Below are 14,130 nucleotides of genomic sequence, written 5' to 3'. Positions count from 1 at the left end.
GCTAGAGCGAACCAGGCCGCTACATGCCAGATCCCGCGACCCAGTAGCGCGGCTAGCAACCCGAACGCGGTTACCAACGCCAGAATGAACGGGATGCGCCACACCCGGCGAAACGTCACAGCATGATCTGTCGAAGCTTGCATTCGTCGATCCCTTTCCATTTCGCCGACTCGCCGCTCCACCGGAGCTCGTGCCGATTCATACGTACCAACGAGTCGCTCGACTCGCGCGGCGCGAGACTTGCGCCGCGCGATCCACAAGTACACACCGCTGCTCAGCAAAGTAATCGTGATGACATCCAGCAGCGCCCAGATGATCTTGAGCGGCAGCCCCGCGTAGTCGCCGAAATGCAACGGCCTCGCCGTCAGCAACATGGTCAGGTACCAGGGCAGCGACGGTTTCGCCGTCAGTTGTCCCGATCGCGCATCCACCAGCACAGGCGTAGCGAGTTGCGAGGTCAACGGCGTCTCGCCGTGAGTCCAGATCAGGTAGTGGTATGGGCTACCGAGTTGTCCGTCAGGAAAGCGGATGCTGCGCACCGTTTTTCCCGGCTCCGCGCGCAAGGCCGTTTCGTAGGCGACCTGGACTGAGCCGAGTTGGGACGGCATCGGCTGATCGCGGTACGCTGCGAGCAGCGCTTTGAGTGCAGTGTTGCGCCAGACGTCGTAAAGGGGCGTCGAAAGCTGGTTGATGATGCCGGTCACGCCGACGCTCAAAATCCACACCACGGTCACGATGCCTAGCAGATTGTGAAGATCGAGCCATGCGACGCGATGTGACCGATCACTGCGCACCGTACCAAACGACAGCCTCTTCATGAACGGACCGTACAGCGCCACCCCGGAGACCGTCGCGATAACGAACAGCAACGCCATGGCTGCGAGAAACAGTTCGCCATACAGCCCGGCGAACCCGTCCGTGTGCAGTCTGAACATCAGGCCGATCCACATCGGCGATGTGTGCTCGCCGGAACGCGCCGCGCGAATCACCCGCCCGCTGCGTGCGTCGAATCGCACCACATGGTCGAGGCTGCGCGCCGCTTCATACGAGGGCCCGAGGCCCATCCAGATCTGGCCGCTGTCGTCCTCGATGCTCAGCCAGCGGACTGTCTCGCCCGGAAAGACGCCGCGCTTGCCGACAGCGGACGCCACCAGCCGGTCAAGATCGACGAGCGGCGTATCAGCGGACAGTGCGGCCGCCGGCGGATCGCCACGCCAATGTTCGCTGATCTCGTCGAGAAAAATAAGAGGCAAACCCGTCACGCAGACGACCAGCAGAAACAGCGTGCAGACAAGGCTGCTCCACGTGTGCAGCCGCAACCAGGTGCGCGTTGAACGAGCCATAACCAGAACGCGCCGGGCCTACAGCGCCACGCTGACCGACATCAGGAAAGTGCGTGGCCGGCTCTGCATCACGAACCCCTGCCCGCCGATCCAGTAGCTCCGGTTCGTCAGGTTCTCGACGTTGAAACGAAACGCGGTCTCACGCCCGGCGATCACGGTCTTGTAGCGCACACCCGCGTCGTAACGCACCCATCCCGGAATAGACTGCTGGTTGCCCGCATCGATGTATTCGGAGCCCGTGTAGATTACGCGTCCGCTGAAGGTCAATCCGGGCAGGAAAAACGCATCCCATTCGGCGCCCAGGTTGAGCTGGAAGTCGGCACTGCCGGTCACGCGTTTGCCGTCGTTGACACCGTTGGCGGTGTGCGTCTGACGCGCATCGATCAGCGCCATGCCGCCAAGCAGACGCACGCCGCGCGCCACCTCCCCGTAAGTGTTCAGCTCCAGACCTTTGGTTTTCTGTTCACCGTTGACGCTGTAAGTGAGACCGTCGGCCTGCGCATTGGGCGTGGTGATCTGATATGCGCTCAGCGTGGTCATGAAGTTGCCGAAATCGTATTTCGCGCCGACTTCGTATTGCTTCGACACAAAGGGCGGAAAGCTCTCGCCCGCGTTGCTGTAGCCGGTAGGCGCCTGACCGCCTTGCTGGAGACCTTCGATGTAATTCGCGTACAGCGAGAGGCCTTCGGTCGCGCGCACGTTAAGCCCAACGGCGGGCGTGAGCGCGCTTTTGTCGTAGGTCGAGGTCAGGATGCCGGCCGTCGAATAGTTTTTCGCGCTGACGCCTTGCTCGCGCAAGCCGAGCGTCAGTTGCACGCGGTCGTGCAGCACCGACATCGTGTCAGCGAGCGCAATTCCATACAGTTCGGTTTCCCCGGTGCGAGGCACGTTGTTCGAATCCGCGAGACCGGCGATGCTCGGCTGTGCAATGAACACCGGGTGATACAGGTTCGTAAAGGTCGTCTCCAGCGTCGTCGCCACGATGCCGTTGTTCTCGCGCAGCCCCGATAGCGCAAACGACCAGTTGTGCTTGACCGGCCCCGTTTGCAGCGTGCCGCGCACGCCCGCTTCCCCGGAAATCGTGTTGCGGTACAGCGGCCAGTAGACCTGGTTCTGGCCGACATCGCCCGCGCTGTTCATCAGGAACGAGTTCGCGAACAGTTGTTCCTCGCGAAACTGCGATCCGCCGATTGCCGCATAGGCGGTGATGTCGGGCGTGACATCAACTTCGGCGCGCCCGGTCGCGAAAGTGGTTCGCGTGTTGTCGTAGGCCCACGCGTTCTGCCAGTTCGACTTCGGATCGGGGGGCGGTCCGGGGATCTTGAATGTGCTGCTGTACATATACAGCGTGCGCGCCGGCGAATCGTTGTCGTTCTCGCGATAGCCGAAGTTCGTCGACAGACGCACGTGATTGTCGGGACTGCGCCAGTCCATCGCCAGGGTGGCCGTGCCGACCTTGCGTGACTGGTTGTCGGCTTCGGTGTCGCCATCACGGTAAGCGCCATTGAAACGGATGCCGAACTGCTTGTCGACGCCGAAGCGCTGGCCGACGTCAACGCCGCCGCCCCACTGTCCGCCGATATAGCCGAACGTCAGCTGCGCCATTGGATCGTCGAGCGCCTTCTTCGGCACCTGGTTGATATACCCGCCGACACCACCAATCGGCCCAAGTCCGTTGAGCAGCGCGTTCGCGCCGATCAGCACTTCGATGCGTTCGAGCGACTCGATCCCCGGCGTGCCGATTCCGTACAGTCCGTCGTAAGCGATGTCCAGCTGGGACACCTTGTTGCCGCGAATCGAGAAGTCTGTCGAGCCATCGTTGTCGGGGTACAGGATGCGCACCGACGGATTGTTCGCCAGCACGTCCGTGACGGAATACGCCTGCTGGTCCTGAATGAGTTGCCGCGTATAGCTGACCGTATTGAACGGCGTATCCATCACGTCCCGGTTGCCGAGCAGGCCGACGCGTCCGCCGGTCGCGACTTGCCCGCCGGCGTACGAAACGGGCAATGCATTCGGGTCGGCGCGCTGGCCGCTGACTGTCATCGTAGGCAATACGGTGCCTGCGGCCGCCGTATCGACGCTCGCCGCGCGCAGCACGTAGCCGCCGCGGGTTCCGTCGGACACCGCATCGAGGCCGCTGCCCGCGAGAATGGCAGAGAAACCGGCTGCGAGCTCGTAATCGCCATGCAGGCCCGAACTGGAATGGCCGGCGGTCAGTTTGCTGTCGATGGTAAGCAGCACGTTCGCTTCGCTCGCATAGCGATTGAGCACCTGATCGAGCGTGCCTGCCGGAATGTCGTAGTGGCGCACGCCGGCTGGTAGCGGCGCGGCGAGCAGGATGGCGGGCGTCATGGCCATGACGGGCGCAAGGCAGCACAGCAACGTGCGCTGCGGCATAAAGCGGTGGTTCATTCCCGGAGTTCCTTCCTCGTTCGCGTGGATCGGCGGTGCTTTTCCTGTTTCCCGAACGAGAAAGAAAAAGTGCTACTCCATGACGAAGAATATTTTTACGCGAGGGGGAAGCCGCGGGTCAGCCGGGCCGGACGGCAACCCAGTAGCGCGTCACGTACTGGATGCGAACCGGTAGCGCCCGTTGCAGCGATGCGAGCGCGCGGTCGGTGTCGGCAAGTGGAAAGACGCCAGATACGCGCAGGCCTGCCACGGCAGGATCAGTGTGGACGAAGCCCGAACGATACCGGCCAAGTTCACGGACAAACGCATCGAGGCGCATCTGCTCGACCACCAGCAGGCCGCGCGTCCAGCCCGGCGAATCGGCGTCGACCGGTGACAGCGCGTTCACGCGATCGGCGACGAAAGTGGTGCGCTGGCCGGCTTCGACACGCAGTGCTTGCGTCGAGTGGGCGGGAAGCACGGACACGGCGCCCTCGTACACCGCGACGTACGACACAGCGTCGTCCTGTCTCACGGTGAAGCGCGTGCCCAGCGCCTGCACGGAACCTTGCGCCGTTTCGACGATGAACGCGCGATATACGGCGGACGTCTCATGGGCCGTGGCGACGTAAATTTCGCCGGAGCGCAGCAATATGCGGCGCTCGCTGGCGGTGAAACGTACGTCGAGCGCGGTGCCTGTGTTCATCATCAGATGCGTGCCGTCGGCGAGTACCAGGTTGCGCTGTTCGCCGGTCGCAGTACGGTAGTCGGCCGACCAGCTACGCCACGACGAGCCGTCGCTTGCGGCCCATGCCAGCGCCCCCGTTCCGCCCGCGAAGACGAGAGATCGCAGCACAGCGCGTCGCCGCGACCGCTGACGCGCGCCGCGCAAGGTCGGCGCGGCGAGGTTTGCGGGCACGGTGCCCAGGCGATTGTCGATGGACTGCACCTGTTGCCATGCGGCCTCGTGTGCCGGGCTCGCGCGCCGCCAGCGCTCGCACGCTTCCTGTTCGTCACGGGTCGCTTCGCCAGACCATAGCGTGACGAGCCACTGCAACGCTTCGTTCAGGATGGCGTCGTTTTCCGGTTGTACCGATGCGGACGACGCGTTCAGACGATGACTCATCCCGCGAACTTCGAATAGCAGGCGAGTGCGGCCTTCAACATGTACTTGCGCACGCTGGCTACGGAAACGTCGAGTTTGACGGCGATGTCGGAATACGTCAGGCCATCGAAGCGCGATAGCAGGAAAGCTTCCCGCACTTTCGCCGGCAGCGCGGCGAGCACGGCATCGATTTCAGTCAGCGTCTCGATCACGATTGCCTGCTGCTCCGCCGACGGCCACATGTCCTCCGGCATCAACGCGAGCGAATCACGGAAAGCGGCTTCGATCTGCCGGTGGCGATATAGATCGACGACCAGCCCGCGCGCGATCTGCATCAGATAGGCGCGCGATTCCTCAGGCTGAGGCAAGCGGCGCGACGCGATCAGGCGGACATAGGTGTCGTGAGCGAGGTCGGCCGCAGCAAAGGTGCAGCCTAGCTTGCGCCTGAGCCAGCCATGTAACCACGCATGATGATCCGCATAAAGAGAATGGACGACATCCGTCCCTGAAGCAGACATAGCTATGCCCAGTACCGATCGATGAGAGCTTCAGTGTAAATGAGAATTAATCCTGTTTCCAGATTTTTGGCGCGGGCGAGCCGCGGTTTGAGACCTGTGATTCTGGAGAGGGGCGAGAAAGTTGTGTCAACCGGAGCGGACGTCCGTTCCGTGCGTGCTAGCGGACACTTCAACGAGAGCGATGAAAGACCGGATTCTGGCCGGCAAGCGGCCGTTCGCCGGCCTTGTTGCCGTCAGATCTCGGTCTGCTCCGCCATCTCGAGGGCATCGTCGACTTCAATGCCGAGGTAGCGAACTGTACTTTCCAGCTTGGTATGTCCGAGCAGCAGTCGAACCGCCCGTAGGTTCTTCGTCCGCCGGTAGATCAGCGAAGCCTTTGTGCGGCGCATCGTAGGGGGGCCCTGCGCGGTAGGCCGCGCCCGCGCGCGTCGTCGGCATTCGTCAGTCCGCGCGGCCCGGCGCCGCACCCGGTCGATCGAGCGCCGTCTTGCCGGGCGTCGGACTCAGCTGACCAGAAACCCCGCACCGACCGGATCGGTGCGATCCAGTGTCCAGCGCGCGGTGCCGAGAATACTCGCGGTGCCCTTGACGGTCGGACGAACCGCGCGCGTGCCGTTCAGATCGACTTCGCCGAGCAGGCATCCCTCGAAGGTGCCGCTGCCCAGCAGACCTTCCGACAGGATCGGCTGATTCAGCTTCAGTTTGCCGCGTGCCTCGAACATCGCCATCATCGCGCTCGTGCCCGTGCCGCCCGGCGACCGGTCGAGCTGGCCCGCGCTGAACACGTGGACGTTCTTGTAAAACGCGCCTTCAATCGTCGGGGCATGCCAGAAGGTGACGAAGTTGAGGTTGTCGATGTGTGCCTCGGTCGGATGCTGGATGCGCAGCTGGCTTTTGATCTGTTCGCGCACGAGCACGCCGAGCCGCGACAGTTCGCTGCCGTTTTGCGGCGAGATGCGCAGCGTGCTGCCGGTGAGATCGACGATGCCGAAATAGTTGCCGCCCCACACGAGATCGGCTTTCAGGTCGCCGTAACCGGGCAGATGCACGGGAATGTCCTGCGCGGCGACGTAGGCAGGCACGTTCTCGAAGCGCGTCCACAGCACCTTGTCGCCGTCGGACGCCACTTCGGCGACCACCAGCCCCGCGGTCGTCTCGAAGCGGATCTTCGTGATGCCGTTCTCGCCCCGCGGCACGAAGCCGAGCGCCACCATCGTCATCGCGACGGCGATCGTGCCGTGGCCGCACATATGCGAATACTCGGTGCCGTCGATGTAGATCAGACCCGCGTCGTAGTCGGGGCTCGACGGTGGGGTGAGAAAGACGCCGAACATGTCGCGATGCCCGCGCGGTTCGCGCATCAGCGCGCGCCGCAGCCAGTCGTAGTCGCGTTCGAGCAGCGCGCGTTTTTCGAGGATGGACGAGCCGGCCGGATAGGGAATGCCGCTGTGCACGATACACAGCGGTTCGCCCTCGGTATGCGTGTAGATCACGTCGAAAACGTCCTGTTTCTGCATGGTGTTGGCTCCGTCGGATGAATGGGTGAGTCAGTTCGATGGCTTGCGCCCGGGCAGGATGTCGAGCCCGATCGTCAGTTCGAGCAGCGCGATGATGGCGATCGATGCCACGATCGTCGCGCCGGACACGGCGGCGATGGTCGGATCGATCGTGTATTGCACGTAGTTGAAAAGCTTGACGGGGATCGTGTTGAGCGACGCGGTCGTGTTGAAGATCGACAGTTCGACGTTGATCCACGACGAGATGAACGCGAAGATCGCGCCGACCACGATGCCCGGGCGGAGGTCCGGCAACACCACGAGCAGGAACGTGGTCCACGGATCGGCGCCGAGATCGGCGGACGCTTCTTCCAGCGCGCGCTGTTCGGGCGTGATCACGGCGAGCACCGAGCGCAGTACGAATGGCGCGACGATCACCGTATGCCCGATCAGCAGCGACAGGAAGCTGCGCGTGAGCCCGAAGTAGCCGCCGAACTGCAGCAGCGCCGCGCCGAGCACGATGTGCGGCAATATCAGCGGCGCCATCAGCAGCGCGGAGAGCAGCGCGCGGCCGGGAAAGGTGTAGCGGCTGATCGCAAGCGCGGTCGGGATCGTCAGGACGAGTGCGAGCGCCGTCGCCGCCAGCGCGAGCAGCGTGCTGGTCGTGAACGCGTCGATGTAGCTGCCGTCGTGAAGCATCGACGCGTACCAGCGCAGCGTGAGCCCTTGCGGCGGAAACGCGAGAAATTCCGAGCGCGTGAGCGAACTGCCGACGATCACCACGAGCGGCAACAGCAGATAGGCGAGCGTCAGCCAACTGACTACGCGCATCAGCGTGCGGGGAATCATCGCCGTGCTCATCGCGCTTTGCCTCGCGTTTCACCGATGCGGCTCGTGACGCCGATCAGCGCGAGCGTCAACGCGAGCAGCACCACGCTGAGCGCCCCACCGTAGTGGAAATCGAAGGTCGCGCTGTATTGCTGATAGATCAGCATCGACAGCACCGAAACGCGTCCGCCCGACAGCAGCGCAGGCGTGACGTACGCGCTGACCGCGAGCGTGAACGTCATGATCGTGCCGGCGACCACACCGGGCAGCGTCAGCGGAAAGATCACGTATCGAAAGGTCTCGGCGGGCGTCGCGCCGAGATCGGCGGAAGCGTGTTCGAGCGCGGGATCGACCTGCGCGAGCGCGTTGCCGACCGCCAGCACGACGAACGGCAGCAGCACGTAGACCATGCCGATCAGAATGCCGGTCTCGGTGCCGAGAAAACGCACCGGACGCTCGATCGCTTCGGCCCACATCAGCGTCTGGTTGACGAGGCCGTTGCGGCCGAGCAGCACCATCCAGCCGAACGACCGGACGATATTGCTGGTGAACATCGGCACCACCAGCAGCACCACGCACAGACGCCGCCACGCGCGCCAGCGCACGATGCGCACCAGATACCAGGCAAGCGGATAGCCGAGTACCACGCACAGCAGCGTGCTCGCGGTGGCGATGCGGAAGGTGACGAGAATCACCGACCAGTGGTACTGATCGGCGAGCACGCGCGTGTAGTTCGCGAGCGTCACGATCGTCGCGCCGTTTGCCGCGATCCGCGTGAAGCTCGCGATCAGCACCACGGCGAGCGGTGCAACGAAGAACGCCGCGAAGAACGCGACCGGCAACGCCAGCATCGCCAGCGGCGCGCGCAGCCGGCGGCGCGCGAGCGTGCGGGGCGACGGCCCGGCGAGCGGCGAGTGCGGTGACGACGACGCGGCGCTCATTGCGTGTCTCCGATCAGATGCAGCGCGGCGGGATCGAAGCGCAGCGGCACGGTCGCGCCGATCGGCGTCGACAGCGCCGCCTTGCGCGAGGCGCGCGCGACCAGCCTCGCGCCGGCGACATCGACGTAAAAGAGCGCGTGGCTGCCGAGGTTGACGATGTCGCGCAACTGGCCACTGATCTGGCAGCCCGGTGCATCCGTTCCGGGTTGCAGATGCTCGGGCCGCAGCACCGCGAAGCCGCGCGCGGGCGCACCGGCCGGCGCGGGCAGCGGCGCGAGTCCCGGCAGCGCCCACTCCATCGCTCCGTCGCGCACCGTATAGCCGATCAGATTCGCTTCGCCGATGAACTCGGACACGAAGCGCGTGGCCGGCTTGCTGTAAATGTCGTCGCTCGCGCCGATCTGCTCGATCCGGCCCGCGTTCATCACGACGATGCGGTCGGCCATCGCCATCGCTTCTTCCTGATCGTGCGTGACGAACACGAAGGTGATGCCGAGCCGCGCCTGCAGATGCTTCAGTTCGAGCTGCATGCGCTTGCGCAGCTTCATGTCGAGCGCCGACAACGGCTCGTCGAGCAGCAGCAGCTTCGGACGATTGACGATCGCGCGCGCCAATGCGACGCGCTGCTGCTGGCCGCCGGACAGTTCGCGCGGAAAACGCTCGCCGTACGTCGCGAGGCCGGCGAGTTCGAGCGCTTCGTGCGCGCGCTGCGCGGCATCGCGCCGCGACGCGCCTTGCCGGCGCGGACCATACGCGACGTTGTCGAGCACGTTCAGATGTGGAAACAGCGCGTAGTGCTGGAACACCGTGTTCAATGGACGCCGGTGCGGCGGCAGATGCGTGAAGTCCTGTCCGTCGATCACGATCGCGCCCGCATCGGGCGTCTGGAAACCGGCGATCGCGCGCAGCAGCGTGGTTTTGCCGCAGCCGCTCGGCCCCAGCAGCGCGACGAATTCGCCGCGGCGTACGGTCAGGTCGATGTGGTCGAGCGCGAGCTGGCTGCCGAAGCGCTTGCAGACGCCGGCGAGCGAGAGAAGGTCGGGCATGGCGACGGGCGTGTTCAACGCTTGCTCGCAACGCGCCGGTTCCATGCCGACACGATCTCCTGACGGCGAGCGTTGATGGCCGCCCAATCGAAAAGCTTCAGGTCGTTGACCGAGCCGTTCGCGCCCCAGGGCAGCTTGCGGGCGACGGCGGGCGGCAACCGCACGCCGGCCACCGCCGGCCCGAGATAGAGACGCGTGGCAAGACACGCGGCCGCGGCGGGCGTCAGCGCCGTGTCGATGAATTTTTCGGCCATCGCCTTGTTGCGCGAGCCCTTGATCAGGTGCAGACGCGCGTCGGTCGCCCACGCGCCTTCCTTCGGGATCGCGAAACCGATCGGCGCACCCTTGTCGATCAGGTCCCACGCGCCGACGTTGAAGTGCGCGCCGATGATGACTTCGCCGCTCTGGAACGCGTTGCTCGCCGCGCCCGAGCTGTCGTAGAGCAGACCGGCGTCGAGTTGCGACAGCTTCGCGAACACCGGCTCGAGCTGATTGGGATCGTTGCCCCACACGTGCTGCGCGAGAAACACGACGAACGGCACGCCCGCCGAATTCGACGGCGACGGCAACGCAACCGCACCCGCGTATTTCGGATCCCACAGGTCTTTCCAGCTGTTCGGCGCGGTTTTGATCGATTTCGTGTTGTAGGTGAGGCCGAGCGAGTAGTAGCCGGAGCTGACCGCGTAGATCAGGCCGCCATCGCGATACACCGCCTGCGGCACGACGTTCTTCAGATTGGGTATACCCGAGGGAGTGAGCGCATCGAGCACGCCGGCCTGCCACGCCAGTTCGCTGATGCCGCCGTCGAGCCACGCGACGTCGATGGTCGGCGAATTCTTCTGTTGCTGGAGCTTGGCGAGCGTCGTCGTCGACGTGCCGATCTCGGGCACCACGGTCACGCCGGTCGCCTTCGTGAACGGCTGCGCGACGCACGCCTGGAACGCGTCGCCCCAATTGCCGCCGTACATCGCGACGGTGATCTTCGACGCTTGCGCGAACGCCGTGCCGCACAGCGACAAGGCTGCCGCCGCGACTGCGCTCATTACGGAACTGCGGGCGAGATATCTCATGTCGTTCCCCATTCAGGATGTCGTCGGTGTGGTGTGCTCCCGTTTGCGCATCATCTGGGCGCCAGAAAGATCCCGATTGCCGATCGGTGCCAAAAACTTGTATAAAAACGTCATGAAGCTCCTGCCGCCGATCGACGCCGCCGTCGCGCCCGCGTCGCCGCTTTTCGCCGATCCGCCCGCCGCTCCGCAGCTGTCGGTCGGGCTGGTGCTGCTGCATCAATTCACGCTGGCGGCGTTTTCGGGCTTGATCGACGTGTTGAGGCTGGCGGCGGATCACGGCGGACGCAGCCGGCAGATCCACGTGCGCTGGCGTGTGATGAGCCTCGATGGTTTGCCGCGTATGTCGAGCGCGGGGCTCACGGTGAACGTCGGCAGCGCGCTCGCGGACGATCCCGGCGAGTTCGACTACATCGCGATGTGCGGCGGCAACGACTATCCGAATGCGCAGCTCGCGCCCGAAATGCGTCAATGGCTCGAGCGCGCCAGCGCGGCGCGGGTGCGGATGCTCGGCATCTGCACGGGCACGTTCACGCTCGCGCAGGCGGGCTTGATCGGCTCGCGTACGGTGTGCGTGCACTGGAACGTGCTCGACGCGTTCCGCGACCGCTTTCCCGCGATGCACGCCGTCGTCGATCATCTGTTCGTGGACGAAGGCGACGTGATTACCTGCGCCGGTTCGACCGCGGCGATCGACCTCGGCCTCTATCTCGTCAATCGCCATTGCGGCAGCGCGAAGGCGCAGCAGGTGGTGCGCCACATGATGTTGCAGGGCATTCGCCCGGCGAAGGTGCCGCAGGCGCATTTCTATGCGGATCTGAGTTACATCCGCGATGTGCGGGTGCGCCAGGCCGCGCACTACGTCGAACAGCGCATCGACAATCCACCGACGCTCGATGCGATCGCGCGCTACGTGAACGTCGGAAGACGTCAACTCGAACGGGCGTTCCAGGAAACACTCGGCCTGTCGCCGATGGCCTTCGTGCGTGGCATGCGGCTCGAATATGGGCGCTGGCGACTGCTCAATCATCCGCGCAGCATCACGGAAATCGCGCTGGATTGTGGCTTTTCAGATGGCGCGCATTTTTCTCGCGACTTTCGGGCGCGGTTTGGCGTGTCGCCGAGGCAATTCCTGAAAGACGCCGGTTCGGCCAGGGAATAGGGTTGCCGCAGCGTCGAAGGACACGGGTTCGACCTTGCAGCGTGAGATGCAACTCATCCGGATAGAGCCTCAGACCGTCTCCGTGGTCCCACGCACGGGCATGGAAGTTCGGCGAGCGGGCTGATGCCTCGGGCATGCCGGCAGCGCACGCGCCGCAACCAGAGCCGGCGCCGGCGCGACGGCACCGGCTTCACTCCCGTTATGCGCCGAACGTCAGCGTATGGGTGAGATCGCCCATCGGCGTCTGTCCACGCGCGCGCATCGAGTCGTCGCGCAGCTTCAGACCGTCGAGCGTTTCGAGCCCGAACACGCGCGTCACGAGCCGCAGGATCGAGCCCGTGTCGTAGACCGTGTGGTCGACGTATCCCTTCTTCGCGAACGGCGAGACGACGAGTGCGGGAACGCGCGTGCCCGGCCCCCAACGATCACCCTTCGGCGGTGCGACATGGTCCCACCAGCCGCCGTTTTCGTCGACGGTGATGACGACCACCATGTTCTTCCACTGCGGGCTCGCGCGCAGCGCTTTGACCGCGTGCACGATGTGGCGATCGCCCGAGGCGACGTCGGCATAACCCGCATGCATGTTCAGGTTGCCCTGCGGCTTGTAGAACGTGACGGCGGGCAGACGCCCGGCGCGCGCGTCCGCCAGAAAGCGGTTGGTGCTTTCGTCGTCGCCGAGGCCGCCATCGCGCAGGCGCTTTGCGCGAGCCTCGGTGCCCGGCCCGAGATTGCGGAAGTAGTTGAACGGCTGATGGTGATACTGGAAGTTCGGAATCACGGGCGAGCCATTCGTGAGGTTCTTGCCTTGACTGTCGAGCGTTTCCTGGAACGCGCCCGCATACCACGCCCATTCGACGCCGCGCCGGTCGAGCTTGTCGCCGATGTGCTCATGGGTCTGCGGCGGCACCGCCATCGCGTTCGCATCGAGCCGGAAATCGACCTCGCCGTTGGCGCCGGTCTTGAGCGGCGTCGGCTGGTAAGGCGGCATCATCGTATTGACGGCGTAGCTCAGCGTTGCGCCGTCGGCCAGCGTCTCGGGTGGGGTGAGCGCGCTCGGGCCGAACTTCGGGATGCCATCCATCGCGCTTGCGGGCGAAGCCGCCAGCGGTTTCAGGTTCGGGTCGTCGGGGCGCCCGCTCACGGTCTCCGCGATCTGGAACTTCGCGATGCTCTCGCGCGGATTCGCATAACGCGGCGGCGTGGCCGCGGCGAGATACTGGTGGTTGAGAAACGAACCGCCGAACGCGCCCTGGAAGAAGTTGTCGCACAACACGTATTCACCGGCGAGATCCCACATGCGCAGGTCGTAGCTGGTGTTTGCGTAGTGGCCCATCGTGAAGGCGGCGGAGTCGGCCCAGGCGACGAACATGTCGTTGCGGCCGCCGTTGATCTGCATCTGGTTCTGATAGAACACATGCCACAGATCGTGCGTAATCAGCGAGAGCGGCAGGTTTTCGCCGGCTGGCCCCTTGAGCGCAAACGGCCCGTTCGGCAGGTTGGTCTGGTACTGCTGCCCGGCGGGGTAGGCGACGCCGTCGGCGACCTGATCCTTCAACAGCCAGCCGCCCGGCACGGGGGGCAGCCGCGGCAACAGGGTCTTGCCGTCGCGATCGCGTTGCACGTAGTCGGCGGGCTTCACCAACGAGAGCGGCTTCTCGACGCCGGGGAAGTCGCCGAACAGGTTGTTGAAGCTGCGGTTTTCGGCATAGATCACGACGATCGTCCTGACGTTTTCGCGCAGTGCAGCATCGAGTTCGGCGCCGGCGAGGCCGCGCGCGGTGCGGCCATCTCCCGTGCCCTCGGGCGCGGCGCAGCCGGCGAGGCCGCCGCCGACGGCGACCGCCGCAAGGCCGCCGAGAAACGTGCGGCGGCCGGGATTCGGGGCGGAGGGCGTATTCTCTGCGTCAGTCGATTGCGAGACTTCGGCAGACTGGTCTTCCTTTTTTGTCATGTCGTTTCCTTTTTGTCGTGACAGGGCTAAAGGCGAGGTGTGCGTCGGGAAAAGCGCGGGCCGGGCTTGGGCGACTGGCCGCATGTGCGCTGATGGATCGTCCCGCGCGCTGGCCGTGCGCCCTCCGTGCTGGTTCAGATGGTAGCGTGCAGGCGGCGGATTTGAATGACAGAACGATGACTGGAGCGGACGTTCAGCCTGATGCTCTCGTGATTCTTCAGGCTGATCGGCGCTGCACGGTTTTATCCAGATTTCTTTCAGTTCCTGTCACTTCGTCAT

The 14,130-nt window shown here is 64.7% G+C and carries 10 protein-coding genes and 2 pseudogenes; 1 reads left to right on the top strand and 11 read right to left on the bottom strand.

From position 1 onward, the window contains the following. Positions 1–182: 182 nt before the first annotated feature. The 10 genes and pseudogenes from QM685_RS14620 to QM685_RS14575 form a co-directional block, all read right to left on the bottom strand. Positions 183–1,349 (bottom strand): annotated as a pseudogene (locus QM685_RS14620) (PepSY-associated TM helix domain-containing protein); the annotation flags it as partial. 12 nt (positions 1,350–1,361) lie between these two features. Further along, positions 1,362–3,758 carry a TonB-dependent siderophore receptor gene (locus QM685_RS14615; protein ID WP_415117072.1) on the bottom strand — a complete coding sequence of 799 codons (2,397 nt, stop codon included), beginning with the start codon at positions 3,756–3,758 and terminating at the stop codon, positions 1,362–1,364. A 118-nt stretch (positions 3,759–3,876) separates the two neighbouring features. Further along, positions 3,877–4,863, bottom strand: a complete 987-nt coding sequence (locus tag QM685_RS14610) for a FecR domain-containing protein (RefSeq protein ID WP_415117070.1) — start codon at positions 4,861–4,863, stop codon at positions 3,877–3,879. Further along, the gene (locus QM685_RS14605) at positions 4,860–5,360 is read right to left on the bottom strand and encodes a sigma-70 family RNA polymerase sigma factor (protein WP_415117068.1); all 501 of its coding nucleotides are present in this window, start codon (positions 5,358–5,360) and stop codon (positions 4,860–4,862) included. The genes QM685_RS14610 and QM685_RS14605 overlap by 4 nt, the downstream gene beginning before the upstream one ends. A gap of 233 nt (positions 5,361–5,593) precedes the next feature. Beyond that, a pseudogene (locus tag QM685_RS14600) lies at positions 5,594–5,770 on the bottom strand (integrase); the annotation flags it as partial. A 93-nt stretch (positions 5,771–5,863) separates the two neighbouring features. Beyond that, positions 5,864–6,877: a proline racemase family protein gene (locus QM685_RS14595; RefSeq protein ID WP_415117066.1), complete on the bottom strand. Its 1,014-nt coding sequence runs from the start codon at positions 6,875–6,877 to the stop codon at positions 5,864–5,866. A gap of 30 nt (positions 6,878–6,907) precedes the next feature. Further along, positions 6,908–7,717 (bottom strand): ABC transporter permease, encoded by an 810-nt coding sequence (locus tag QM685_RS14590; RefSeq protein ID WP_415117064.1) that lies wholly within the window; start codon positions 7,715–7,717, stop codon positions 6,908–6,910. Next, positions 7,714–8,625, bottom strand: a complete 912-nt coding sequence (locus tag QM685_RS14585) for an ABC transporter permease (RefSeq protein ID WP_415117062.1) — start codon at positions 8,623–8,625, stop codon at positions 7,714–7,716. The genes QM685_RS14590 and QM685_RS14585 overlap by 4 nt, the downstream gene beginning before the upstream one ends. Then, positions 8,622–9,671 (bottom strand): ABC transporter ATP-binding protein, encoded by a 1,050-nt coding sequence (locus QM685_RS14580; RefSeq protein WP_415117060.1) that lies wholly within the window; start codon positions 9,669–9,671, stop codon positions 8,622–8,624. Before QM685_RS14580 ends, QM685_RS14585 begins: the two co-directional genes overlap by 4 nt. A 14-nt stretch (positions 9,672–9,685) precedes the next feature. After that, positions 9,686–10,714 carry an ABC transporter substrate-binding protein gene (locus QM685_RS14575; protein ID WP_415117058.1) on the bottom strand — a complete coding sequence of 343 codons (1,029 nt, stop codon included), beginning with the start codon at positions 10,712–10,714 and terminating at the stop codon, positions 9,686–9,688. A gap of 139 nt (positions 10,715–10,853) precedes the next feature. Between QM685_RS14575 and QM685_RS14570 the strand changes: the two genes are divergently transcribed. Continuing rightward, complete coding sequence (locus QM685_RS14570) at positions 10,854–11,900, top strand: GlxA family transcriptional regulator (RefSeq protein WP_415117056.1); 1,047 nt, start codon at positions 10,854–10,856, stop codon at positions 11,898–11,900. Between the two features lie 199 nt (positions 11,901–12,099). On the opposite strand, the gene acpA is transcribed toward QM685_RS14570, so the two are convergent. Further along, positions 12,100–13,851, bottom strand: a complete 1,752-nt coding sequence (gene acpA / locus QM685_RS14565) for an acid phosphatase (RefSeq protein WP_415117054.1) — start codon at positions 13,849–13,851, stop codon at positions 12,100–12,102. Positions 13,852–14,130: the final 279 nt, after the last annotated feature.

The sequence above is a fragment of the Paraburkholderia sp. genome (genome assembly GCF_047605525.1).
In the GTDB taxonomy this organism is placed as follows: Bacteria; Pseudomonadota; Gammaproteobacteria; order Burkholderiales; family Burkholderiaceae; genus Paraburkholderia.
Note: the sequence above shows the minus strand (reverse complement) of the source record. Positions and strands in the feature narration are given on the sequence as shown.